The organism is Acinetobacter sp. 'aerobic (ED)' (genome assembly GCF_904886855.1).
Classification (GTDB): Bacteria; Pseudomonadota; Gammaproteobacteria; order Pseudomonadales; family Moraxellaceae; genus Acinetobacter; species Acinetobacter courvalinii.
Map to the genome: position 1 here is coordinate 28,303 of NZ_CAJHGI010000007.1, position 24,257 is coordinate 52,559.

At 43.7% G+C, this 24,257-nt stretch carries 22 protein-coding genes; 13 read left to right on the top strand and 9 right to left on the bottom strand.

All coding sequences use genetic code 11. The annotated features are described in order from the left end of the window. Positions 1–70: 70 nt before the first annotated feature. Positions 71–922: a hypothetical protein gene (locus tag JO943_RS14075; protein ID WP_202741136.1), complete on the bottom strand. Its 852-nt coding sequence runs from the start codon at positions 920–922 to the stop codon at positions 71–73. Between the two features lie 252 nt (positions 923–1,174). Between JO943_RS14075 and JO943_RS14080 the strand changes: the two genes are divergently transcribed. Next, entirely contained in the window at positions 1,175–1,693 is a 519-nt protein-coding gene (locus tag JO943_RS14080) for a hypothetical protein (protein ID WP_202741137.1), read from the top strand. Between the two features lie 67 nt (positions 1,694–1,760). Here JO943_RS14080 and fadA read toward each other — a convergent pair whose 3' ends face one another. Then, positions 1,761–2,933 carry an acetyl-CoA C-acyltransferase FadA gene (gene fadA, locus JO943_RS14085; protein ID WP_009514307.1) on the bottom strand — a complete coding sequence of 391 codons (1,173 nt, stop codon included), beginning with the start codon at positions 2,931–2,933 and terminating at the stop codon, positions 1,761–1,763. Between the two features lie 12 nt (positions 2,934–2,945). Then, entirely contained in the window at positions 2,946–5,099 is a 2,154-nt protein-coding gene (gene fadB, locus JO943_RS14090; protein WP_005226422.1) for a fatty acid oxidation complex subunit alpha FadB, read from the bottom strand. Between the two features lie 487 nt (positions 5,100–5,586). Here fadB and JO943_RS14095 point away from each other — a divergent pair, with 487 nt between their 5' ends. The 6 genes from JO943_RS14095 (at position 5,587) to pgsA (ending at position 12,363) form a co-directional block, all read left to right on the top strand. After that, positions 5,587–6,594, top strand: coding sequence for a hypothetical protein (locus tag JO943_RS14095; protein ID WP_202741138.1), 1,008 nt, complete (start codon positions 5,587–5,589; stop codon positions 6,592–6,594). Positions 6,595–6,765: 171 nt separating this feature from the next. Further along, positions 6,766–7,680 (top strand): lipid A hydroxylase LpxO, encoded by a 915-nt coding sequence (gene lpxO / locus JO943_RS14100; RefSeq protein ID WP_009514122.1) that lies wholly within the window; start codon positions 6,766–6,768, stop codon positions 7,678–7,680. A gap of 53 nt (positions 7,681–7,733) precedes the next feature. Then, positions 7,734–8,900, top strand: a complete 1,167-nt coding sequence (locus JO943_RS14105) for a hypothetical protein (protein ID WP_199974232.1) — start codon at positions 7,734–7,736, stop codon at positions 8,898–8,900. Between the two features lie 70 nt (positions 8,901–8,970). Then, positions 8,971–10,770, top strand: a complete 1,800-nt coding sequence (uvrC, locus tag JO943_RS14110; protein ID WP_032870557.1) for an excinuclease ABC subunit UvrC — start codon at positions 8,971–8,973, stop codon at positions 10,768–10,770. Between the two features lie 104 nt (positions 10,771–10,874). Beyond that, complete coding sequence (locus JO943_RS14115) at positions 10,875–11,672, top strand: thioesterase family protein (RefSeq protein WP_202741207.1); 798 nt, start codon at positions 10,875–10,877, stop codon at positions 11,670–11,672. Positions 11,673–11,775: 103 nt separating this feature from the next. Then, the gene (gene pgsA / locus JO943_RS14120; RefSeq protein ID WP_104021904.1) at positions 11,776–12,363 is read left to right on the top strand and encodes a CDP-diacylglycerol--glycerol-3-phosphate 3-phosphatidyltransferase; all 588 of its coding nucleotides are present in this window, start codon (positions 11,776–11,778) and stop codon (positions 12,361–12,363) included. Between the two features lie 211 nt (positions 12,364–12,574). Here pgsA and JO943_RS14125 read toward each other — a convergent pair whose 3' ends face one another. Beyond that, positions 12,575–13,354: an IclR family transcriptional regulator gene (locus tag JO943_RS14125; RefSeq protein WP_202741139.1), complete on the bottom strand. Its 780-nt coding sequence runs from the start codon at positions 13,352–13,354 to the stop codon at positions 12,575–12,577. 434 nt (positions 13,355–13,788) lie between these two features. On the opposite strand from JO943_RS14125, the gene JO943_RS14130 reads away from it, so the two are divergent. The 3 genes from JO943_RS14130 (at position 13,789) to JO943_RS14140 (ending at position 17,146) form a co-directional block, all read left to right on the top strand. Further along, a complete protein-coding gene (locus JO943_RS14130) occupies positions 13,789–15,882 on the top strand; it encodes an FUSC family protein (RefSeq protein WP_032870562.1) in 2,094 nt (697 codons plus the stop codon). Continuing rightward, a complete protein-coding gene (locus tag JO943_RS14135) occupies positions 15,875–16,081 on the top strand; it encodes a DUF1656 domain-containing protein (protein WP_005226435.1) in 207 nt (68 codons plus the stop codon). Before JO943_RS14130 ends, JO943_RS14135 begins: the two co-directional genes overlap by 8 nt. Positions 16,082–16,144: 63 nt before the next feature. After that, positions 16,145–17,146: an HlyD family secretion protein gene (locus tag JO943_RS14140; protein WP_202741140.1), complete on the top strand. Its 1,002-nt coding sequence runs from the start codon at positions 16,145–16,147 to the stop codon at positions 17,144–17,146. 92 nt (positions 17,147–17,238) lie between these two features. Here JO943_RS14140 and ruvX read toward each other — a convergent pair whose 3' ends face one another. The 3 genes from ruvX to recN form a co-directional block, all read right to left on the bottom strand. Further along, complete coding sequence (ruvX, locus tag JO943_RS14145) at positions 17,239–17,682, bottom strand: Holliday junction resolvase RuvX (RefSeq protein ID WP_202741141.1); 444 nt, start codon at positions 17,680–17,682, stop codon at positions 17,239–17,241. Further along, positions 17,675–18,229, bottom strand: coding sequence for a YqgE/AlgH family protein (locus JO943_RS14150; RefSeq protein WP_004774079.1), 555 nt, complete (start codon positions 18,227–18,229; stop codon positions 17,675–17,677). Before JO943_RS14150 ends, ruvX begins: the two co-directional genes overlap by 8 nt. Before the next feature lie 114 nt (positions 18,230–18,343). After that, positions 18,344–20,005, bottom strand: a complete 1,662-nt coding sequence (gene recN, locus JO943_RS14155; RefSeq protein ID WP_199974223.1) for a DNA repair protein RecN — start codon at positions 20,003–20,005, stop codon at positions 18,344–18,346. Between the two features lie 573 nt (positions 20,006–20,578). Between recN and JO943_RS14160 the strand changes: the two genes are divergently transcribed. The 3 genes from JO943_RS14160 to JO943_RS14170 all read left to right on the top strand — a co-directional run bounded on the left by JO943_RS14160 (position 20,579) and on the right by JO943_RS14170 (position 22,766). Then, entirely contained in the window at positions 20,579–20,905 is a 327-nt protein-coding gene (locus JO943_RS14160; protein WP_004774082.1) for a pyrimidine/purine nucleoside phosphorylase, read from the top strand. Between the two features lie 195 nt (positions 20,906–21,100). Next, positions 21,101–21,847 carry a 23S rRNA (guanosine(2251)-2'-O)-methyltransferase RlmB gene (rlmB, locus tag JO943_RS14165; RefSeq protein ID WP_004774084.1) on the top strand — a complete coding sequence of 249 codons (747 nt, stop codon included), beginning with the start codon at positions 21,101–21,103 and terminating at the stop codon, positions 21,845–21,847. Positions 21,848–21,878: 31 nt separating this feature from the next. Continuing rightward, the gene (locus JO943_RS14170) at positions 21,879–22,766 is read left to right on the top strand and encodes a DMT family transporter (protein WP_202741142.1); all 888 of its coding nucleotides are present in this window, start codon (positions 21,879–21,881) and stop codon (positions 22,764–22,766) included. Positions 22,767–22,786: 20 nt separating this feature from the next. Here JO943_RS14170 and coaE read toward each other — a convergent pair whose 3' ends face one another. Together coaE and JO943_RS18630 are read right to left on the bottom strand one after the other, a co-directional pair. Beyond that, on the bottom strand, positions 22,787–23,392 hold the full coding sequence (gene coaE, locus JO943_RS14175; RefSeq protein ID WP_202741143.1) for a dephospho-CoA kinase: 606 nt from the start codon (positions 23,390–23,392) through the stop codon (positions 22,787–22,789). Position 23,393: 1 nt separating this feature from the next. Beyond that, the gene (locus JO943_RS18630; protein WP_202741144.1) at positions 23,394–24,254 is read right to left on the bottom strand and encodes a prepilin peptidase; all 861 of its coding nucleotides are present in this window, start codon (positions 24,252–24,254) and stop codon (positions 23,394–23,396) included. Positions 24,255–24,257 lie beyond the last annotated feature (3 nt).

Consider the following 24,257-nt stretch of genomic DNA (forward strand, 5'->3'; position numbering starts at 1 on the left):
AATATCCTTGCGACGATTTGCAACAGAGCTAAAGAAATCCCCACAGTTGATGAGGATTTCTTTTAAAATTTTATTTACTTGCGACTTCGAAGAGTGGATTCAAGATTGCTTTCGCTTCAACAGAATGATTTTTCTTGGAGTAAGGTTTGCCCATCAGTAAACCCGCTTTTGTCCACATAATAGTTTTATTGTTTAAATCAACAATGTGTACCACATACTGTTGCCCTTCCTGTGGAATATAGGCCGTTACCAGACCGCTACCAGCACCGACGGTTGCAAGGGTAACGCCTACACTTAAAGCGCCGGCGGCAAATTTCTTACCAAAAGACGCATCCGTACCTGTCACTGATGCAATAAATGCGTAATTGGATTGGGTTAAGTCTTTAATTACCGTAACGTCTTGATCGCTTAGTTCAAGCAGATTACTCACCGGTTTTTTTTCTTTGGCATTTTTAACAGCCAATGCTACCTGTTTATTAAAGCTTTGATTAAGATTGAGCAAAGCTTGCTGCTGTTGCTCTGACAAGGTTTTGTTTTCTAAAGAAACAAGTGGATAATTTTTAATTTCAGCACGTTTAGTTTCACTATCTAGGCGATAGTCATATTTCTTCAGTTGCTCTTCAGGCATAAGACCACACACAAAAGGCATGAAAGTATGACTGACTGTTACACCTTGTTCATTGAGCTGGCTGGAGAGCAGGGCTGCAAATTTCTGGGCGGTTAAACGAGACTGTTCACCTTCAATCAGACTGGTGCCCAACTCACTTCGAATTAAACATCCATCCGAGATAACGGCAACCTGATTTGTTTTGATCAGCGTTTGAGTTTGATTGAGTTTATTTCGCTCTTCTGGAGAGATTTTAGTGGTTGCGCAGCCTGTGACAGAAAGACCAATTGCCAAACAACAGAGTAATTTTTTCATGTGTACTTTAGGAGGTTGAGTAAAGTTTTGTAAAATTATGGATAAATAATGTATTTAAGTAAATAGTTATCATTATTATTTTTTAATAATTTAAATAGGTTTTTATTTTAGACGAAGCAGGGCGGATTTAAATTGAAATTTACCGTTTATCTGACCCTTACTGAATCAATTCTGACTTTGCTGTAGCCTATTTATATCTGCTTTTATTTAACTCACTATTGTCTTATGGATGAGGGATATTTGGAGCAAACGATGAATTTTCAAAAACAAGCAGCTTTGATCTCCCTGTTGATTGTTACAGGTACGCCAATCGCTTACGCACAAGAGGGCGAGGTGACGGCATTACCGACAATTCGGGTCATGGCTGAATCCGAGCTGCGTGAAGAAGTTGGTTTCGTGCCTTATCAAGAAGATAAGCCGGTCCGTCAGGCACTGCAGCATCGTGTCTATAAAATTCACAATGACATACAGAATGCAGGTGTGACTGCAAGTCCGACTACTGTGAATTATCAGCCTACGACGGCACAGCCGGATCTTTCCCAATATTCTCCGATTTTGCAGCAGTACATATTGGCTGTGGCATCAGGTTTTCAGTCTTCAGATCCGACCAATGGTCTTTTTAAAATGCTGGAGCCTTTGAATATTAACCGCGGTAATATTAACGGCATTCGCAATGGCACGATTAAAATCGATCTAGGTGATATTTTGAAATTGCAGCAACAGATTCGGGATGGATTAAATCCGCCACAGAATCCTTTATTGCCGCGTTAAAAATTTGTTCCTAGTAATAAAAAAAATCCCCGCATAGTGCGGGGATTTTCTTTTATCTCAGTGTCGATTAAACACGTTCGATAATAGTCGCGATACCTTGACCAAGACCGATACACATGGTCGCAAGACCGATTTGTGTATCTTGTTGTTCCATCACGTTCAACAATGTTGTTGTGATACGCGCACCAGAACAGCCCAATGGATGACCCAATGCAATCGCACCACCATTCAAGTTGATGATGTCTTGCTTGTCATACACGCCTAAGCCTTTCATGACTGATAAGCCTTGAGCAGCAAATGCTTCGTTTAACTCGATGGTCTGGATATCCGCCATGGTTAAACCAGCACGCTTAAGCGCTTTTTGCGTTGCTGGTACTGGACCGTAACCCATGATCGCAGCATCACAACCCGCAATTGCCATTGAACGAATCACGGCACGTGGTTTTAAACCCAATGCTTGAGCACGTTCAGCAGACATCAATAACATTGCAGATGCGCCGTCAGAAAGAGCAGATGAAGTTGCTGCTGTGACTGAACCACCTTTAGGATCAAACACTGGTTTCAATGCTTGGAATGCTTCAAGATTCGCATCAGGACGAATCACTTCGTCGATGTCGCAAAGGATTTTGAAGCCATTTGCATCATGACCTTCAACACCAACGATTTCGTTTTTGAAACGACCTTCTTGAGTTGCAGCCCACGCACGACGGTGAGATTCAACACCAAACGCATCTTGCTCTTCACGAGAGATACCATTCATGCGACCTAACATTTCAGCGGTTAAGCCCATCATGTTCGATGCTTTGGCATAGTGTTTAGATGCTTCTGGGTTAAGGTCGATGCCGTGCATCATACCGACGTGGCCCATATGCTCAACACCACCAATGATGAAAATATCACCTTGGTTGGTTGCAATCTGTGCAGCAGCCGTGTGGATTGCTTGCATAGAAGAACCACACAGACGGTTAACTGTTTGACCGCCGGCAGTTTTTGGAATGTCAGCCAATAGACCAATATTACGAGCAATGTTCATACCTTGCTCTAAAGTCTGGTTGACACAGCCCCAGATTACATCTTCAACTTCGTTGGTATCAAACTGGTTACGAGCAACAAGTGCACGTACTAATTCAGCAGATAAACTGTCGGCACGTACATTGCGGAACATACCGTTACGTGATTTGCCCATGGCAGAACGAACGCCATCAACAATCACAACGTCACGTGGATTTAAAGTAGCCATTCACGTCGCTCCTTAACCGTAGAATTTTGTGTTGTTAGCAGCCATGTCACGCAACATTTGTGGCGCTTCATAAGCCTTACCTAAGTGTGCATATTTATCGCAAAGCGCAACGTATTCAGCAACACCTGTTTGGTCGATATAACGGCATGGACCACCGCGGAATGGAGGGAAACCAACGCCCATGATCATTGCCATGTCTGCTTCAGAAGCAGTTGCAACGATCTTGTCTTCTAGGCAACGAACAGTTTCGTTACAGAAAGCAAGCATCATGCGGTCAATGATTTCCTGGTTATCAAACTCACGTTTTTCACCAGTCACGAAAGGTGCAATGATGTCGTAAGCTGTTGGATCAACAGTTTTCGCTTTCTTGCCTTTCTTATCTAACACGTATTTGTAGAAACCAACGTCATTCTTTTGACCAAGACGTTTTGCTTCATACATTGCTTCGATTGAACCTTTGTAGTCTGGCTTCATACGGTCAGGGAAACCTTCTGCCATCACTTCTGCACCATGAACACCTGTATCGATACCGACAACGTCGATCAGGTATGCAGGGCCCATCGGCCAGCCGAATTTCGCCATGACATTGTCAACTTGTTGGAAATCTGCACCGTCTTTTACAAGCAGGTCAAATGCACCAAAGTAAGGGAACAATACACGATTCACGAGGAAACCTGGGCAGTCGTTAACAACGATTGGTGTTTTACCCATTTTCTGAGCAAGAACAACAGTTGTTGCAATCGCTTCATCAGATGTTTTCTCACCACGAATGACTTCTACCAGTGGCATCATGTGAACCGGGTTGAAGAAGTGCATACCCACAAAGTTTTCAGGACGTTGTAATGCTTTCGCCAAACGTGTAATTGAAATCGTTGAGGTATTAGACGCGATAATTGTGTTTTCACGGACATGCTTTTCAGTATCAGCAAGTACAATTTCTTTGACTTTTGGATTTTCAGTCACCGCTTCGATCACGATATCCACTTCTTTAAACTCGTCATAGCTTAAAGTTGGACGGATGCGAGCAAGTGTTTCACCCATTTGCGCAGGTTTCATTTTCTTACGTTCAACTTGCTTGGTCAGCAAGCCATTGGCTTCTTTCATACCGAGTGCAAGTTGTGGGTTACCAATGTCTTTCATGATAATTGGTGTGCCTTTACTTGCCGCTTGGTAAGCAATACCACCACCCATGATACCAGCGCCGAGTACAGCGGCTTGGTTCACCGGATGAGCACCTTTCTCATATTTTTTCGCAGTTTTCTTCACCACTTGGTCATTGATGAATAAACCGATCAATGCACCTGCTTGTGGCGTAATCGCAGCTTTTGCAAAACCTTGTGCTTCAGCTTTTAACGCATCATCACGGGTTGAGCTTGCGCCTGCTTGTAAAGAATCAAGCAATAATTTTGGAGCAGGGTATTGAGCCGGGTTTGCTTTCGCAAGGACCGCACCTTTCGCCGTATTGAACGCCATCATTTGTTCAAGTGGGTTCAATTTGATTGCGTCTAATTTTTCTTGACGCTTTGCTTTCCAGTTTAAACGGCCAGCAATGGCCTGTTTAACGAGGTCAACAGCAGCTTCTTGTAATTTGTCAGCAGCAACAACCGCATCTACAGCACCGTCTTTCAATGCAGCAGCTGGTTTTTTCGGGTTCGCCATTGCCATCCATTCAACGGCATTGTCGATACCGATTAAACGGCTTAAACGTACGCTACCACCGAAACCAGGATAAATACCCAATTTGATTTCTGGTAGGCCAACTTGTGCTTGTTCTGACATCACACGGTAGTCACACACCAAGCACATTTCAAAACCGCCACCCAACGCTGTACCATTGATGGCAGCAACTTTAGGTAGATCTAAGTCTTCAAAACTGTTGAAGATTTCATGTACAGGCATAAGCCAATCAACAATCGCTTGCTCACCAGCAGCGAAGTTATCGCCAAACTCAGTAATGTCAGCACCAACGATGAAGGTTGATTTGCCAGAAGTTACGACTAAGCCTTTAATATCGTTATTGGCTTTCACTGCAGCAATTGCTGCTTGGAAGTCTTCGATGGTTGCACGGTTAAACTTATTAACCGACTCACCTTGTAAGTCAAAGCGGAATTCTGCAATTCCGTCCGCAAGCATTTGGACGGTAATGGCATTGCCAGCGTGGATCATGCCTGATCTCCCTTGTTGTGGAGGATTCTAAGTGGATGTCATAAAGCATATGTGCAGTTTGAGCACATAAAAAAGCTTCGCTAATCTTACGATAACTATATCCAAAAAGGACATAACAAGTTGTATCAAGCCGTGACGCTAGGGTCACCATTTGTTTTTGTTGCTCTATGTTTGAATTTATCTATTTGAAAAAAATAATTTTTAAGTATTCTTGTTGGTGTCTACTATGGCTTTTATGAGGCTTTATTTATCGTGTCGAAATGCCTGCGTTCTTTAAATATTCAACTGTTTTTAATGCTGTGAATCAGTCCTATGGATGGGGAACTAACTCTATAAATTTTGACTTTAATCTAAAGATTGGAAATATCAAACAAGCATTTTTATTAAACAAAACAGGACATTTTATAAACAGTGGACAGAAAGACTTGTCTATTTTTTTATCTTTAGATAAGCTTCATGTGATAAAAATGTTTAAGAAAGTAAAATTATGTTAAAAATTAAAATTGTTGTATTGGCCATGCTTCCATTGATGTTAAGCGCATGTGGAGGAGGTGGTGGATCTAATGATAATAAATCCACAAACACCAATCCAAGTACTGAAACTCAAGACTCTACTGCAGATGGTACGCGTTATTATTTTATGGATTATAACGCAGATACCGAAGATGAGCTGAATACTGCTTATTTTCAAATCTTTAATAAAAAGTCTACCATCGCCTCTTCAAATCAGACTTTAGATGAATATTTATTAACAGAGAAAAAGCTTTATTTACCAACGGATAAAGCTTTGAATACGATGAATATTAATACCATGACTGATTGGCGACTGGATATTGTTGGAGATGTTAAAGAAGACTGGAAACTACAAAAAGTTGATCTGTCTGGGAAAAATATGTTTGATGCAGTGCTACCAGGTTATCGTGAAATCGGTTTTACTGTGACAGACAAGAGTACTGCAAATGGACGCATCTTTCTTAATACCTATGGTCAAAATAAATTTCCTCAAGGAAGTAGTTGTTATCGTTTAGTCTCAAAAAAATCCAATCAGCCGACCTTTGCATTTAATACGGATCAGGATTATGAAATTAATCAAAGTTTTGAAGAATTTGATGCTGAAAATGGTCCATATCTCGAGTATTTGAATCAAACCAATCCGTTTGGCTTTAGCTATAGGGCTGTTAAAGGATCATGGCTCAATGTTCCTTGGACGACAATTTACGATACCAGTCTAGGTTTACAGGCAAGTGATGCTGTTGCGGTACAATATGGCGGCAAAACTTATGCGGCAGAATATACCAGTAATATCGCTTGGACTGCTGATCAAGAGAGCCTGCACTGGGATATTTTCCTCAAAAAACAGAATGATCCAGCAGCAATTCGTGTTGCCAAATTAAGAATGGCACAGTTGAAATCAGGCTGTTATGTCTTTAATGAAACTGCTGCAGATGCACTTGTTTCTTTGAGCTCATTAAATTGGAAACCATATCAAGACTAATCTCAGACTTATCTTGACTAAATCTCAGAAATGAATATTTCTGAGATTTTTATTCATTAAAAAATGATACTTATTGATCTAGGTCTGAATTTTCTTCGCGAGTTTGTTATTATTTCTCCATTTCAAATTCCGTCGAAGTATCCTAGATGATACTCAAGAGTGAGTAACTATATGATTAAGTGGATCATATTAGCGATTTTTATCATTTCTGCGTTGTATATTCAGCGCCGCGGAAAAGTAAAGCATTCGTTTTATCGTCAATTCTTTGACCATTCGACGATTCTCGCGCCGATTAACTTTTTGATGTACATGTTTTCCAAAGTGCCGAATCAGCCGTATATCGACACCCAGCATTTTAAGGATCTAAAAATCCTTGATGAAAACTGGGAAATGATTCGTGATGAAGCTAAAGCCTTATATGACAAAGGTGGGATTAAAGCTTCAAGTAGTTATGATGACTTGGGCTTTAACTCGTTCTTTAAAACAGGCTGGAAACGTTTCTATTTGAAATGGTATGACTCTGCACATCCATCAGCAGCTGAACTTTGTCCAAAAACTACGGCTTTATTAAAAACATTGCCTACGATTAAAGCGGCGATGTTTACTGAACTTGCACCAGATAGCCGTCTGGTTCGCCACCGCGATCCGTATGCTGGTTCATTACGTTACCATTTGGGCTTAATCACACCAAATGATGACCGTTGCTTTATTGATGTGGATGGTGAACGTTATTCTTGGCGTGATGGTGAAAGTGTCGTGTTTGACGAGACCTATATCCACTATGCTGAAAATACGACCGATCAAAACCGTATCATTTTCTTTGCCGATGTTGAGCGTCCATTAAAAACACGTTTTATGGAAAAATTTAATCACTGGTTTGGGAAAAAGGTGATGACGGCGGCGAGTTCACCCAATGAAGCGGGTGACCAGACAGGTGGTTTAAATAAGGCCTTTGGTTATATTTACCAGATCCGTATTAAAGCCAAAGCCTTGAAGAAGTCGAACCGTTCGTTGTACTACTTCTTGAAGTGGTTCATCATGCTAGGTTTGTTCTTCCTGATTTTTATTCGTCCTTATGTCTTTTAAGTTTGAATAATGTGAACGCCCGAAAGGGCGTTTTTTTATAACAAGGAATAATAATGAAACAATTCAATGATCAGCAATTTTTACACTATTTTATTAGTGATTCTATTTATCCTCGTTGTGGTCAAGAAAATGAAGCGCTAAAAGCGCTTTATAGCCAGCACTGGGAACGTTTGAATGAGCTTGCGGCAAAAGCCGATAAAATTTTAACTCCAGAAGACTTACTCAAATTCTATAAAGTGATTTTATATTTAAGGTGTTCCATCAAGCTCAAAGCAAAAAATTATGCCATTTTCATTGAAGCTTATCGTGAGTATCTGGCTAGCTTCAAGACGGTGATCGGTGTCTATGATGTTATAGAACCTTTATTCCTCTATGGATTTGATCAATTTAATCCGCTTGCTCAAGGCAACTCCTTTGAACAATATGAAAAATTAAAAAAATTATATACCCGCATTGAGAGCTATACCTCAATTCGCGGTCATTTAAAAAAAATGGATTTTTTTAAACAACAGCAGGAATTTGCTGAATACGCCTTGCAATGTTTAGAACATATGAGTCAGTACGAATTTTATTCTGATGATAACCAGTTAATATTAGGGTTGAAGATTCGGGCCATGGCTTTGTTGGCTTTATTTAATCCCGACTATCAGGCTATTTTTCTAGAAAATTTTTTGCAGGGTCAATATCACGTTTTTGGTGCTGATAACTTGCGAATCCTATGTCTGTACTGTGAAAAAATGCAGGAACAATACGGCGATGATATTTTCACGGTTAAAGCTCGTCCCTATGTCGATCAATTGATTGAACTGGAAAATGCTAAACGCAAAGCAAGTGATAGCTTTATCTGGAAAACAGAACTTGATTTGGATTTACCTTTAAAAGACTGGGGTGTCAGTATCTGGATTGATCTTCAGCATGACAATGGTTACGTGTTACTGGAATTGCAAGATGACAGTGAATTCAACTGGTATATTAAATTGTTTGTGAGTCCATTCAATCAAATTTATTCGCAACACTATTGTCATGATCAGTATAAAAATGAATTAAAGATGCCCCCTTTTACGGAGTATGCTGTGATCGGGTTTCCTGAGTGGTTAAAAAACCTAAATTCAGAATACCAGTTTGATTGGGATAGTATAAAAATTAGAGGATTAAAAAAGAAAGTGGACAAACAGAAAGTGACGCAATGGTTGCTCTTACCATTTCAGCATGAAAATTGACGGTTCAGCACTTGAAAAGCAGCAACTGAGCCAACATCATCAAGATAATACTGATGATTAAAGCTGACTAGTGAATTCAAACGCTCGAGAACACATTGAAAAAATATTGGCGCATATGACCCAATTACCCGGTGTTTATAAAATGCTGGGTAAGGACGGCGAACTGCTATATGTGGGCAAAGCCAAAAACCTGAAAAACCGTGTCTCGAGCTATTTTGTAAAAACCATCGATCATCCGAAAACACAGGCTTTGGTGGCCCGTATTTATGATATTGAGTCGCTAGTGGTGCGCTCGGAAACGGAAGCATTATTACTCGAACAGAACCTGATTAAACTGCATCGTCCGCCCTACAATATTATGTTGCGGGATGATAAGTCTTATGTCTATATCTTTGTATCTGCCGATAAACCCTATCCTCGGATTGCCAGTGGGCGAGGAAAGGGCAAGCATCAGATTGGCAAGTTCTTTGGGCCTTATCCTAGTGCCTATAGTGCCAGAGATACCTTACTGGTTTTACAAAAATTATTTAATGTACGTCAGTGTGAAAACAGCTATTTTTCCCAGCGTAAACGCCCGTGTCTGCAATACCAGATTAAACGATGTACTGCGCCGTGTGTGGGTCTGATTAGCCCCGAAGATTATAAAGAAGATGTCGATAACTCGATCCGCTTCTTGCAAGGCGATACCAAAGAACTGAATCAGGAACTGATCAGCAAAATGGAGCAGGCGGCAGAAGCGCTGGAATTTGAGAAAGCCGTGTTCTATCGCGATCGATTGGGCTTATTACGTGAAGTTCAGGCTCAGCAAGCGGTATTTAAAATTAAGGGTGAGGCCGATATTCTGGCGATTGCCTATCAGGCAGGGGTGACTTGTGTCCAGATCATGCATGTACGTAATGGACGGATGCTGGGCGGTAAAAGCTATTTCCCGGATATGCTGAGTGATGATCTGGGACAGATGCTCAGTGATTTTATGGCGAATTTTTATTTTCAGGTGGCTGATGAAGTGCCGTCTGAACTGATTGTGAATATCGACATTCCTGACAAGGTTCAACTGGAAGAGGCGTTACAGCAAAGCTTTCATAAAAAGGTTCAGATCAAGCATAAAGTGCGTGAAACCCGGGCGGAATGGCTTGAGCTGGCGCAAATGAATGTCCAGCATGCGATTAAAGGTAAGTTGAGCAGTCATCTGGAACTGAATGAGCGTTTTCATCAGCTAGAACAGGTGGTTGGCCGCCCGATTGACCGGATTGAATGTTTTGATATCAGTCATACCATGGGCGAAGCACCGATTGCTTCTTGTGTGGTGTTCGATCAGGGCGGTGCCAGAAAACGTGATTATCGCCAGTTTGCCATTCAGGATATTACCGGTGGGGATGATTATGCCGCCATGCGTCAAGCGCTGATCCGCCGTTATAAAAAGAATATGCTGCCCGACCTGTTGTTGATTGACGGTGGTAAAGGGCAGTTGCATATGGCGATGGAAGTGATGCAGGAGCTACAGCTGGATGCCTTTATGATTGGGGTGTCTAAAGGGGAAGGACGTAAACCTGGACTGGAAACGCTACATTTTACTGATGGTACCAAGATTCAATTGCCCGAAGATCATAAAGCCTTGCACCTGATTCAGCAGGTCCGTGATGAAGCCCATCGTTTTGCGATTACCAAACATCGTGCCAAGCGCGATAAACGTCGCAGCAGTTCAGTTCTGGAGGCAATACCAGGTTTGGGGCCAAAACGTAGACGCGATCTGCTCACCCATTTTGGTGGCATTCAGGGAGTATTAAAAGCTTCCGAAAAAGACTTGATGCTTGTTCCCGGTCTGGGTGAAGTGCTGGCGCGAACAATTTATAAAATCTTGCATGAATAAAAAGGCCAATTGACTTAATCGTCCTGTTCAGACTGTATCAATGATCATTCACAAAATATGAAAAACGTTCAAAGATAGGACGTTTTGATCATGAAGGAAAAATGATGTCATTGCTTCCGCTCTATCAGCAGGTTGAACAACAACAGTGTATTGATATCCCATCAGGCTGGCTGCAAGGCCGTACCGTGTTTGGAGGACTGGTCGCAGGCATTCTGATCCAGAAAGCTTTAAGTATTGTACAAGATGCAGCAAAACAACTGCTGAGCTGTAATATCACGTTTGTGGGCCCGGTACAGCAAGGACAAGCCAATATTACCGAGGAAGTCTTACGTGAAGGCAAGTCGGTGACTACGCTGGAAGTGAGGTTATGGCAGAACGAGGCTGTACAAACGATCTTGATCGCCAGCTTTGGTTCAGCGCGTGAGTCCCGGATTCATGTTGAAAACTTGCCACAGGTGCCTGCTTATCCGACGCCAGAGCAACTCGATAAAACCTTTTATATTGAAGGCTTAATGCCTGAATGTTTACAGCATTTTGAACTGTGCTGGGCTGAAGGCAGTTATCCAATGGCTGGCAGTAAAGCGCCTGATTTTGGTGGATGGAGCCGTTTTTCACCCGATTTGCACCAGAACCGTGCCATGCAGCTCCCTGATCTGTTTGCCTTGATGGACGTGTGGCCGCCGGGGGTGTTGCCGATGTTTAAAATACCTGCACCGGCAAGTTCTTTATCATGGCAGATTACCTATTTACATCCGGTGGCGGAGCAGGTGCAAGACTGGTTTAAGTATAAAGTTGTGACCGAGTATGCAGAACATGGTTATTCCACCGAATATGCTTATCTGTGGAACCGTGAAAACCGTTTAATTGCGGTGCTTAGACAAACAGTTGCGGTTTTTGCCTAGTCGACACTGCGGTGCATTTCGTATAAAGTTGCCTACACATGAATACAATCTCAGCACATCCTTTGTGCAAACTGCATTTGATGCGAACAACATGGCGGTGTTTATGAGCACAGGGCAAATCCTGAACATTCCTAATATCTTAACCTTGGCACGTATTGCCCTGATTCCCGTGTTTCTGGTGATTGCTTACTGGCCACCAGCAATTGGAATTGCTGAGCATCATGGGGGCATGGTGCGTCATATGGTACTGACAGCGATCTTTGTTCTGGCAGCTATAACCGACTGGTTTGATGGCTATCTGGCACGAACCCTGAATCAGACCTCGGCCTTTGGACGCTTTCTGGATCCGGTTGCAGACAAGTTAATGGTTGCAGCGGCTCTGATCGTTCTGGTGCAATGGCAACCCACCATTTCCATGGCCTTTGCTGCGATCGTGATTATTTCGCGGGAGATTACCGTATCTGCCTTACGTGAATGGATGGCGGAACTTGGTGCGCGTACCAGTGTTGCGGTTTCAACGGTCGGAAAATACAAAACCGCCTTTCAAATGATTGCGATCAGTGTGTTCCTGTTGAACTGGAAACCGCTAGAAATCTGGGCATATGCCTTGCTGTATGCTGCCGTGATTCTAACCTTATGGTCGATGTTTATTTATATGAAAGCTGCGTGGCCGTATTTAAAACAGCCCTAAGCTCTAGTTGAATACCAAAAAGCCTTCGATTGAGAGGGCTTTTTTATTGCCTGATGGATGGCGAGACAAGAAAAAAGCCCATAACAACGATGAGCTTAGTTCTCTGAGGAAAGTCATGCTCTTTTGGGAGAGTATGCTGAAGAACATAATCATCATATGAGAATTTGTTGCTATTTACAACCGTGTAAAATGTAAAAGTTTTTTAATATTCTCAAACTGGCTGGCCTTGGCTCTCAGACAAGCTTACAAATTTATGTTCAATCTGATGGGCATTATTCTGCAAAATTTCAATCAGCTTTTGAATATTGATGAAGTCAAAACGGTTCTTCGAGGCTACCAGGGTCAGTGCAATCGGTGCTTCTTTACTGGAGAAACGGATAGGTACTGACAAACTACACAGTTGAGGATCAATTTCACCTTCAGATAAATAGAAGCCTTGTTTCTTGATTTTGCGCATATGTTGAATGAACTCTTCCTGGGTCTGCGCAAATCCGACTTGTGCCAATTCTTTTGAAAACTGCTGATAATAGGCCTGAATCCGTTGCTTGGATAAATGAGCGATCACGATTTTAGGTGAAGCGCCAATATACACCGGACGTGGACAACCTCGGCCAAAAGACAGTAATTCGGCATCCTTAAAGGTCTCATGATGCAGATCGATACAGTAATCATGATTTAAATAGGTGAGTAAACAGCACAATTCGGTGCGTTCCACAATATCGCGCATAAACGGAATGCTGATCTGAACCAGAGGATCTGTACTATGCGAAATATAGTCAAGTACCGCAATTTTAGAACCAAGGGTATAGTCACCCGAGGTACCACTAATGCGCTTGAGAATATCGGCCGAGACCAGTTCTTTTAAATAACGATAGGCGGTAGGTTTAGAAAGACCAAGCTCATCACAAATGATATCGACATTGATAATCGGACGTGAAACTGAAAATAAATCCAGTACGGTGAGAATTTTACCAAAACTCGAAATTGCCATGATGCGTTGTCTACTCCTTGCCAAATAACGTGAAAACCGAACTTTTATTGCTTTATAACAGAAAAGGCTTAAGTGGGGTATGGGATTTTAAATTTGCTCAGCTTCGATCAGGAAATAGAGGCCGTTGTTGAGAAAATACTGAAATATCAGTGTCATTATTTTAGATTAAAATTAAAAATTATCAAATAGTGATAATTTATGTTGACTAATTCGCTTTGTTTTGAAAAAATTAGCAGCACAATGTCTTATTTGGATAATTATTTTTAGGGAAATCTCTCTAAACATACCAAGCACAAGCATTGTATATCACTCCCAATATCCAGTTTTATTCCTATCAATTGCCCTGATTTGAATCCTTCAGATCAGTCTGGACAAGTCGTCACCTATTTATTGATGTGATGAGGATCAAACTGACTCTGAATTGAGACATGTTCATGCTATTTAAACAGTTGTTGGCTTTTAGACCGAGTCGACTCGACATCATCTTTGCGTGCAAAACATTTGTAGCAGGTATGCTGGCATTGTTTATCTCGTTTGAACTGGACCTGATCAATCCGATGTGGTCGATTGGTACCGTGCTGATTATTGCCAATCCTTATTCAGGGATGGTGTCCTCCAAATGTGTGTACCGTTTAGTGGGAACCGTTGCGGGGGCAATCATTGCCTTATTGCTGACACCGCATTTTATTAATACGCCGTGGTTATTCACCATTATCCTGTCTTTATGGGTCGGTTTTGCCTTGTATGTGTCGTTACTTGACCGCACGCCGCGCAGTTATGTGTTCATGCTGGCGGGGTATTCCACGGCAATGATTGTGTATAACGCGATTACGTATATCGATACCTATAATATTTTTGATATTGCCATGGCGCGGGTGCTGGAAATTTCGATTGGAGTGGTGGCCACCGCCGTGGTCTCAGCCACCTTTTTTCCGGTTCATGTCGGGGCCATGATCAAGCAGCGGGTCAATAAAACCCTGAATGATCTGGAAAATACCTTTGAGCGTTTGATTACCGCGCAGAAAGAACCAGAAAACTACACCCAGGTTTTATCGGTCATTACCCGTGATGCTTCCGATATTCATGCCTTGGCCGTGCATCTGGCTTATGAAAAAGGTGAGCTCAATGGCATGACCAAACCGCTGCAGGAAATGCTGCATCAGGTGTCTTTGGTGGTAGCGAATCTGGTGGCTTTGTCGCAACGGGTGAAACAGCTCGGGCAAATGCAATTGACCAGTCTGACCCCACATTTAGATCGGCTTCGTCAGGATACCTTGACCTTTTTAAAACAGGAACGGGGTTTAACACCAGCAGATTTACAAACATTGCCTGATAGCTTTGAACAGGACTTTGCTGAGTTGATGTCGATTGCAACGCCTGAACAGCAAATTGTACTGGCAGCCTTGAAAATGGATGTGCGTCATTTTATTGCCAATATGCTGGCGGTAAAACTGATCTGGCAACAGATCCAGCAGGGCAAAAAAGATATACCTGCTGAAATTACCTCGATCACTACCAAGTATCCGAGTTTGCACCGCGATCATGGTATTGCCATTCGCGGTGGCATTAGTGCCGTGCTGATCACGTTTATTGTTACCGGTGCCTGGATTTTATCAGGCTGGAAAGCCGGCTTCATGATGGCGCAAATGGGTGCCATCACGGCCTGTATCCTGACCGCTCTGGATAATCCGGTGCCAGTGTTACGCATCTTTATCTGGGGCAGTATCGTTTCGGCAGGTCTGGTGTTTCTATATGCCTTTGGTATCTTCCCGCACGTCACTCACTTCTGGCAGTTGGCACTGGTATTGTTCCCGGTGTTTCTGGTGGCCGTGACCATGATGGCAAACCAGATGCTGATGCCAATCGGTATGGTACTGGGCATTAATACCATGATGGGTTTGAACTTGCATAATCAATACACCATGGATGCCGTGTCTTATCTGGACAGTTCCTTTGCTATGGTCCTAGGGGTGATGGTATCGCTGATTGTGATTGATCTGGTACGCGCGGTTTCTCCGGATACCAGTGCGACACGGATTCTGGCCTTGCATTATCAGGCCATGCGTCAGGCATTACATCTGTCTTATGGTAGTGACTTCAAGATTCATTTACGCAGCATGCTGGATCGCGTCGGTGTATTGAATACCAAGATGGTACAAAATCCAGAAATTAAAACAGCGATTCAAAATGCTTTGGTGGAAAGTAGCTCAATTGTGGATCTGGTCCGTTTACAGGAAATTAGCCAGAAATTGCCGCAACTGGCAGAACTGCAACAAGAAGTGAATGGGTTACAGCAACAACTGACCGCGTATTTTCAGGCCCAAGAGAAGCAACTGTCGATCCATCATTTTCCAGCAGAGATCGTGCAGCAAATCGCGCGTTTGCAGCATATTGCTCCACAGATTGAAGATGCTCAATTACGTCAACGACTACTGATTTCGCTGAATAATATCTGCGAAAGCATTGGTCATATTTCCACAGAACAGCGCTATTCAGACATGTATGGCTTAGGTATATCTCATGGGTGAACTTAATCTTTATGGCATTTATATTCCGATTCTTTTGGTACAGGCCATTATTGCCTATGTGTTGTTTAAGCTTGCAGGTCCATGGCTTGATCGGCTGATCAGTAAGGGCTGGATTGCACTGCCGAGTATTTTTAATTTGTGCTTTTACTTGGGACTCTTGCTGCTGGTGCACGGGTTATTTGTATGGTTCTGGGCTTAAGTGTTTTGAATAACGCATCTATGAAATTTAATGATTTAAAGATAAATGGTAAAGGTAATGAACATGAATGCATTTGATGTGAGAAAAGTCATCCGTCCAATTGTATTACTTGTGGCGGTCCTGATCGCAGTATATACGGTGGTGCATTTATGGAATTACTACAATGCTGCACCGTGGACACGGGATGGCCGTATTCGTGGCGATGTGATTCAGGTGGCCTCCGATGTCAATGGGTTGGTCACCGAAGTGCTGGTGCAGGACAACCAGAGCGTGAAAAAAGGTCAGGTGCTGTTTAAAATTGATGTGGCACGTCAGGCGCTGGATGTGGAACAAGCCAAATCGGATTTAGCCAAAGCCAAAGCCGGTTTGGCGCAGGCACATGCCAATCTGGCAGGTGCCAAAGCCAGTCTGGTCAAAACTGAAGCCAATATGAAACTGGCGGAGAAAAATGCTGCGCGTTATGTCAGCTTGATGGATGGTGCCATTTCCAAGCAAGAACAGGATCAAGTCTTTGCGACACGTGATCAAGCGATTGCAGAGAAAGAGCAACTGACTGCCAATATCGAACAGGCCAATGCTGCGATCCAGCAACAACAGGCCTTGATTGAGGTGGCCAATAGCACGCTGCATTTGGCCCAGTTGAATTTGCATCGTTCTGAAGTGGTTGCACCAGCGGATGGTACTTTATCGAACTTTGATTTACGTGTCGGTAACTATGTCAAGGTTGGGCAAGCCGTGGCGGCATTATTAGACCGTCAGCAACTTTATGTAGTCGGTTATTTTGAAGAAACCAAACTCAACCGTATTCATGTCGGTGATGCTGCAACGGTACAGCTGATGGGTGATCGTCAACAGATTCGTGGTCATGTGCAGGGGATTGCTTCAGGGATTGAAGACCGTGAGCGTTCTGGCAGTTCAAATTTATTGGCAAATGTGAATCCAACCTTTAGCTGGGTACGTCTGGCGCAGCGTGTACCGGTAAAAATTGTACTGGATGAGCAACCGCATAATCCATTGGCTTTTGTGTCAGGGCGTACCGCGACTGTGAGAATTATTGAAAAATAATCCATACGGTTCCCAAGTGCTCTAATTCATTCAAGAATGAGACAACAAAAAGCGGCATGGAACGCCGCTTAATGATAAAAAGATGGTTTTTGCTAAGGGGTAATCCCGGCAGGATCGCGATACCAGCTTTGAATTAATAATGCAGCGGCAAAGCTATCCGCAGATAAACGTTTGGCCTGACCTTTGCTCTGATAAGATTCGAGTTCTTCTCTGGCTTCACGCGTGGTCAGACGTTCATCTACCATCCAGGTTTGAATATTGGTTTGATGGTGTAAACGACGAGCGAATTTCCGTGCACGTGCCGACAGTTCAGATTCAGAGTCATCCATATTCAGCGGTAAGCCCACCAAAAATAAGGTCGGTTGCCATTCCTTGACGATCTTTAACAGTTTATCCCAGTCTGGAATACCATCTTTCATGGCAAATAAGGGCAGGGGATTGCTACTTTCAATCGTGGATTGTCCAATCGCCATCCCCATTTTCTGCGTACCAAAATCAAAGGCCATAATTGATTGAGCTGTTTGCATATCAGGCATGACCAATCTCGGATGCAAACCAGGTGCGGTCTACCCCAATTTTCTTGTAGGCGGCATCCCAACGGTCACCATAAGGCAGATTGAAAATCAGATCCATATCCGACTCACAGATCAGCCAGTCACCGCGGGTAATTTCTTCTTCAAGCTGGTTTTTGCTCCAGCTGGCATAACCCAGGGCAATCTGATAGCGACCCACCCCTTCATTATGCGCGATCGCATCCAGAATATCCTTACTGGTGGTAATGCAGACGTTTTCGCCCACGGCAATCGACGAATGCCATGTCGGTTGACCGGTATGTAACACAAAACCTGCTTCCGGGCGTAATGGACCGCCCTGCAATACCGCATGCGGATGCACATTATCGGCATCAATTTCTAAATCATTGAGTAATTCTTTGATCTGTAATTCAGAAGGGCGATTGATGATAATACCTTGAGCGCCATCTTCGTCATGGCGAGCCACGTAAATGACCGTATTGGCAAAGAAGTCATCGGCCATGTCAGGTGGGGCGATGAGACAACGGTGAGTTAGATATTGTTTCGTCACCTAGGCGGTTCTCCCTCAATGTATGGTGCTGATCTATCTATATAGGTTCTTTTTATCAACATACAAGAGTTAATCGGATTTCGCCAATTATTTTCTCATATTTTATGCCTTGGCTCAGGCCGACTGAAATTTTAGCTGTCGTAACTGTCTGGCATGTTGCAAAGTGGTCTCACTAATTTCAACGCCGCCCGACATGCGCGCCAGCTCTAAAATACGTTGCTCTTCGCCCAGTTCGATAATGGTACTGCTGGCCGGGTCGGTTTGTTGTTTCTTCACCAGCAGATGTTGGTCAGACTGTGCTGCAACCTGAGCCTGATGAGTGATACATAATAATTGGACGTGCTGGGCGAGATCCGCCAGTAAGCGTCCCACCACTTCAGCTGTGCCTCCACTGATCCCGACATCAATTTCATCAAATACCAGCACTTCAGCATCTGTTTTTTCTGCATTCATGACCTGCATGACCAGGGCAATACGTGACAACTCACCTCCGGATGCTACGCGCGCCAGTGGTTGTGGCGGAATGCCTTTATTGGCAGTAAATAAGAGCTGAATAAAGCTTAAGCCTTCTGCATTGGCAGGTTCTAAGGGTTCAAACTTAAACTCGAAGTGTGCTTCAGGCAGTGCCAATGGTTTGACCTGTTCGGTGAGCTGTTTCGCTAATGGAATCGCTGCTGCACGACGAATCTCATCTAAATGCTGGGCTTTTTGCATAAAGTCCTGATAGGAGACTTCAACCTGTTCCGCCAGTGTTTCTGGATCTTCCAACTGATGTAGCTGTTCTAATTCCTGTTGCCAGCTTTCATATTCCTGCTTGAGTAATTCGGGTTGGGTGCGATGCTTGCGGGCCAGACGATGGAATACCTCCAACGTCGCATTCAGTTGTTCCATCCGCTCCGGATCAAAGCTTTGACGATCAATAAACTGACGCAGGCTTGCCGTAGCATCATCAATTTCACTTTGTGCATTCAACAAAGCATTATAGATATTGGCGAGCTGCTCACTACGACCCGCATGAGACTCCAGGCGGCGGATGATCGATGCCACTTCCTGGGTAATATTCTGTTCCGCTTCGTCTAAGACATTCAGGCTATAGCTACAGTCCTGCATGATATGTTCATGATGGCTGAGTCGATCAAACTCCTGTTCAATGTCCCGATAATCAGTTTGAACCACGTCTTCGAGTTCTTCAATCTGGGACTCGAGATTTTGTATTTTCTGAATGCGTGTTGCCTGTGCATCCAATGCTGCTTGATGCTGGCGGATATTCTTTTGCCAGGTACTATAGGCTTCACGAACGGCATTCGAGGGTTCAGCAAAATTGTGATAACGGTCCAGCCAGCGTTTTGGATAAGGCGGCTCTAATAACTGTTGTTGACTGTGCTGGCTATAGAGTTGTACCAGTAAACGGCCGATTTCCTTGAGTTCGGCTAAACTACTCGGACGGCCATTAATCCAGGCCTTGCTACGGCCTGTGGCAAAAATCACACGTCTTAAATGGATTTCACCTGAATCATCATCCAGTTCATGTTCAGCGAGCCATTGTGCTTCGGCACTCTCTGCCTGATAGCTAAATACGGCAGTCACATCTGCTTTGTCCGCGCCATAGCGGACATAATTGGTATCGGTACGTTCACCCAGACATGCAGATAGCGCATCTAACAATAATGATTTGCCCGCGCCAGTTTCACCAGTCAATACATTGAAGCCTTGTTCAATATCTAAAGCCAGATGGTCGGCGAGTGCAAAATTAATTAAAGTTAAATGGGTGAGCATAAACGCATCCAATGCACAGAATCTTTTGCTTAAAGATAGAGAAGTTTTAAAGTTGCTACAAGAGTTGAATGGTGGAATTTCCTGATTTACTGTGCGGATAGAGGGTTATTTTGTGATGTGTTTGACTTCTTGGCTTTTTCTTCAACATCTATAGCGGGGGAGCTCAGGTTTTGCGTTGAGTAGATCCAATTTGTTTGTCCGACACTATGTACAGTATATGAGTCATATAGGGTGCAAGGACTTGTGCTCGGACAAAGCTTTCGCCACTCGCAGCTTGGCTGCTCGTCTTGCGCTCGGACCTTACGAAGCCATGCTTCTCATGCTTTGTTAATCCTCGTCACTCGTAGCAGAGCTACTCGTCTTGCGCTCGGGCAAAGTTTCGCTTTGCTTTCCTCGCCACTCACAGCATAGCTGCTCGACTTGCGCCCAGACAAAGCGTTGCTTTGTTAATCTGGGCTCAGGTATGAAAATTGCTATGTTTAGCCCAGAAAATGGATTGATTAGTTGTCACGGCACAATTAAACTACGTCCAGCATAACCTAATATAAATGCGGCATTATTTGGAGAGTACGCATGAGTTCAGTGCAGTTTGATCATGTAACGGTCATTAAGAAATCGAATGTGTATTTTGGCGGGGCATGTATTAGCCACACCGTACAATTTGAAGATGGTACAAAAAAGACTTTAGGTGTAATTTTACCCACTGAACAGCCTTTAACTTTTGAAACACACGTGCCAGAGCGTATGGAAATTATTTCTGGCGAATGTCGTGTAAAAATCGCAGATAGTACAGAAAGTGAATTATTCCGTGCAGGGCAATCATTCTATGTCCCTGGCAATAGTACCTTCCTGATTGAAGCAGACGATGTCCTCGATTATGTCTGTCATTTAGAAGGCTAACCTATTCCTTTCTAAATCGAGTACACTAGAGCCAATAGAAATCCTGTAAAGTCATTTTGCAGGATTTTTTTATTAGGTACTCTTGCGGAGCTATAATCGCTCCTCGCCTGTAAAGTCACTTTGCAGGATTTTTATTTTTCAATATTCCTAACACTCTTTTTTATACAAAAGAGGACGTGCTAAACGAGGTCGTTCATGGCAAAACCTGAATATTATTATGGCGTTCATTCGGTGGAGTCATTGTTGGAGTTAGAGCCTGAACGCGTTTTGACTTTATTTACATTAAAAGGTCGAGATGACCAGCGTTTGCAAAAGATCTTGCAACTGGCCGAACCTTTCGGGATCAGTATTCAAAAAGCCAGTCGTGACAGTCTGGAAAAACTGGCAGGTTTACCCTTCCATCAAGGGGTGGTTGCCGCGGTGCGCCCACATCCGACTTTGAATGAAAAAGATCTGGATGAACTCATGCAGCAGTCACCAGATGCGTTGTTACTGGCGCTTGATCAGGTGACTGACCCGCACAATCTTGGCGCGTGTATCCGTACCGCGGCAGCGATGGGTGTTCAGGCAGTGATTGTGCCACGTGACCGTTCAGCTAGTCTGACACCGACAGCACGTAAGGTTGCCGCGGGTGGGGCCGAGAAAGTTAAGTTTATTCAAGTGACCAATCTGGCAAGAACCTTGGCACATCTGAAAGACAGCACGCATACCCGTGTAATTGGGACCATGCTAGATGAAAAAGCATTGCCAATCCATCAATGTGATTTTAAAGGTCCTGTGGTGATTGTGATGGGTGCTGAAGATACCGGTTTAAGACCGATTACCCAGTCACAATGTGATCATACCGTGTATATCCCGATGTCGGGTGACCTGCAAAGTTTAAATGTCAGCGTGGCAACAGGTATGGCACTGTATGAAGCCTGCCGTCAACGTGGTGTATAATTTAAGCTCATATTGTTCTATGTAAGCCCAGATGACTGCTCGTACGCAAGGCTATTTCTTTGTCCTGATCACCATGTGTATCTGGGGCGGATTTACGATTTTTTCCCGTCTCAACGCACACTGGCATGTCAGTGTCTGGGATCTGGTGGCCATGCGTTTTGCCATTGCTTCCCTGATTTTATTGCCAGTTTTGATCTATAAAAAAGATCTCGCTTTTTTATGGAATCCGCGACCCGTGATTTTGGCGCTGATTGGCGGACTGGTGTATTGCCTTACGGTGTATAGCGCCTTTTTACATGCACCCGCTGCTCATGCAGCCATTTTCCTGAATGGCTGTATTCCGCTGTGTACCGCCGTCGCTGCCTATGTCTTGTTTAGACAACCTTTTGATAAGCATACTTGGGCCAGTCTGATCATTATGATGAGTGCATTGCTGCTGATGAGCTATTTGATGTTGCATGATCAAGCCTCGGGATTAGGCATCGGGGATCTACTTCTATTTGTCAGTGCAATCTGGTGGGGGATTTTCACGGTTTTGCTGAAGCAGTGGAAGCTCTCAGCCTGGCACGCAACCGCAGGTGTGGTGATCTGGTCTGCAATTATTTATCTCCCTATTTATCTTCTATTTATTCCCAAGCATTTCCATGAAGCAACGCCTGCACATTTATTGATTCAGGGGCTTTTTCATGGTGTGCTGGTGGTTATTGTGGCAACCCTGACTTATGTGGCAGCCATTGAGCGATTAGGGGCATTTAAAACAGGCAGTATTGTCACCTTGGCCCCCTTCATTGCTGCGCTTATTGCCGTGCCTTTACTCAATGAACCGTTGAATGCTGCGATTGTGTGTGGCCTGATCGGGATGGGAATCGGTGCATTGCAGCCATGGCGCTGGTTGCGTAAAGATAGTCTGGCTGCATAATTGGCCCGGCAGAAACAAGGTTAGAAGGCGTGTTCTGCGCGTTGTAAATAACTCAAGTGCAATGGTTTTAGTTGTTGATGCAGATGCTCCAATAAACCATCATTGACGACAATATCATTGGCAAGCTGTTGTTTTTGCGCACGGGGCATTTGTGCCGCAATGATTTTACGGATCTGTTCTTCGCTTTGTCCATCTCGCTGACTGGCCCGTTGTAGCTGGGTTTGTTCATCAGCATCCACCAGCAAGGTATGGTGTGTAAGTTGATGCTGGTTAGTTTCAAAAAGTAAGGGTGAAACCAAAATTACATAAGGACTTTCGGCCTGTTGTAATTGCTGGATAATGGACTGGCGAATGGCGGGGTGGGTGATTTTTTCCAGCGTTTGACGGGCTTGCGGAAACTGGAAAATATGCTCACGTAGTGCTCTGCGATCTAAATTGCCGTCTTCCAATAAGACCCAGTCGCCAAAGGCTTGCTGTATTGCCTGTAATGCAGGCTGGCCTGGCTCAACCACTTCTCTGGCCACAACGTCGGCATCGACTACGCTAATACCTTGAGATTCAAACCATTGGGTCGCAGCCGATTTCCCACTACCAATACCGCCTGTAATCCCCAAGATAAAACCCATATTAACCACCTAAATAAACTTTCATGATTTGATCACCCCATAAAAAGGCGATCCAGCCTGCAATTGCAATATAAGGACCAAATGCAAATGGCTGATTTTCACCACGCATTTTCAGCAGAATAATACCAATAATCGCACCGACCATTGAAGAGAGTAGCACAATTAAAGGCAGCAGCATTGGCCCCATCCATGCACCTAAGGCGGCTAACAGTTTAAAGTCGCCATAGCCCATGCCTTCTTTATCTTTGAGTAATTTGTAAATGTAGTACACGATCCAGAGACATAAAAAACCAATGATATAGCCCCAGATTGCCAGACTGGCCGAGGTATAAATGGCATAACTATTAATTCCTAAACCTAAGGCAGCGAGGGGAAGGGTAAAGCGATCGGGTAGCAATTGGGTGTCGAAATCAATAAAGGTCAGTGTGATCAAGACCCAGGTCAGTACTAAACCGAACAGCATTTGCAGGGTTGGGCCATAGACTGCAACGACCACTAGAGAGCACAGCATGGTCAATAGTTCAATCAGCGGATAACGGATACTGATCGGATTCTGGCAGCTGCCACATTTACCCCGCAGGGCTAACCAGCTAATCACAGGAATATTCTGGTACCAGCGAATAGGAGTGTCACACTTGGGACAAGTCGAAGCGGGTTGACTCAGTGTCAGTTTACTTTGGTCAATTATCGGTTGTTCAGGATGCAGGAGCATCTGACATTCCTGCTGCCACTCTTGTTCCATCATCTTGGGCGTGCGGAAGATAACAACATTTAAAAAGCTGCCGATACATAAACTAAAAAGCCCAACTGCAAGATACAGTGCAGTCGGGTTTTCAATAAAATAATTAATCATTTGTTGCATGCG

What these genes read in the sequence shown, in the direction of transcription:
- JO943_RS14075 (WP_202741136.1), bottom strand. Translation starts at nt 922, where the DNA reads ATGAAAAAATTACTCTGTTGTTTGGCAATTGGTCTTTCTGTCACAGGC.
- JO943_RS14080 (WP_202741137.1), top strand. Translation starts at nt 1,175, where the DNA reads ATGAATTTTCAAAAACAAGCAGCTTTGATCTCCCTGTTGATTGTTACA.
- fadA (WP_009514307.1), bottom strand. Translation starts at nt 2,933, where the DNA reads ATGGCTACTTTAAATCCACGTGACGTTGTGATTGTTGATGGCGTTCGT.
- fadB (WP_005226422.1), bottom strand. Translation starts at nt 5,099, where the DNA reads ATGATCCACGCTGGCAATGCCATTACCGTCCAAATGCTTGCGGACGGA.
- JO943_RS14095 (WP_202741138.1), top strand. Translation starts at nt 5,587, where the DNA reads ATGTTAAAAATTAAAATTGTTGTATTGGCCATGCTTCCATTGATGTTA.
- lpxO (WP_009514122.1), top strand. Translation starts at nt 6,766, where the DNA reads ATGATTAAGTGGATCATATTAGCGATTTTTATCATTTCTGCGTTGTAT.
- JO943_RS14105 (WP_199974232.1), top strand. Translation starts at nt 7,734, where the DNA reads ATGAAACAATTCAATGATCAGCAATTTTTACACTATTTTATTAGTGAT.
- JO943_RS14115 (WP_202741207.1), top strand. Translation starts at nt 10,875, where the DNA reads ATGTCATTGCTTCCGCTCTATCAGCAGGTTGAACAACAACAGTGTATT.
- pgsA (WP_104021904.1), top strand. Translation starts at nt 11,776, where the DNA reads ATGAGCACAGGGCAAATCCTGAACATTCCTAATATCTTAACCTTGGCA.
- JO943_RS14125 (WP_202741139.1), bottom strand. Translation starts at nt 13,354, where the DNA reads ATGGCAATTTCGAGTTTTGGTAAAATTCTCACCGTACTGGATTTATTT.
- JO943_RS14130 (WP_032870562.1), top strand. Translation starts at nt 13,789, where the DNA reads ATGCTATTTAAACAGTTGTTGGCTTTTAGACCGAGTCGACTCGACATC.
- JO943_RS14135 (WP_005226435.1), top strand. Translation starts at nt 15,875, where the DNA reads ATGGGTGAACTTAATCTTTATGGCATTTATATTCCGATTCTTTTGGTA.
- JO943_RS14140 (WP_202741140.1), top strand. Translation starts at nt 16,145, where the DNA reads ATGAATGCATTTGATGTGAGAAAAGTCATCCGTCCAATTGTATTACTT.
- ruvX (WP_202741141.1), bottom strand. Translation starts at nt 17,682, where the DNA reads ATGCCTGATATGCAAACAGCTCAATCAATTATGGCCTTTGATTTTGGT.
- recN (WP_199974223.1), bottom strand. Translation starts at nt 20,005, where the DNA reads ATGCTCACCCATTTAACTTTAATTAATTTTGCACTCGCCGACCATCTG.
- JO943_RS14160 (WP_004774082.1), top strand. Translation starts at nt 20,579, where the DNA reads ATGAGTTCAGTGCAGTTTGATCATGTAACGGTCATTAAGAAATCGAAT.
- rlmB (WP_004774084.1), top strand. Translation starts at nt 21,101, where the DNA reads ATGGCAAAACCTGAATATTATTATGGCGTTCATTCGGTGGAGTCATTG.
- JO943_RS14170 (WP_202741142.1), top strand. Translation starts at nt 21,879, where the DNA reads ATGACTGCTCGTACGCAAGGCTATTTCTTTGTCCTGATCACCATGTGT.
- coaE (WP_202741143.1), bottom strand. Translation starts at nt 23,392, where the DNA reads ATGGGTTTTATCTTGGGGATTACAGGCGGTATTGGTAGTGGGAAATCG.
- JO943_RS18630 (WP_202741144.1), bottom strand. Translation starts at nt 24,254, where the DNA reads ATGCAACAAATGATTAATTATTTTATTGAAAACCCGACTGCACTGTAT.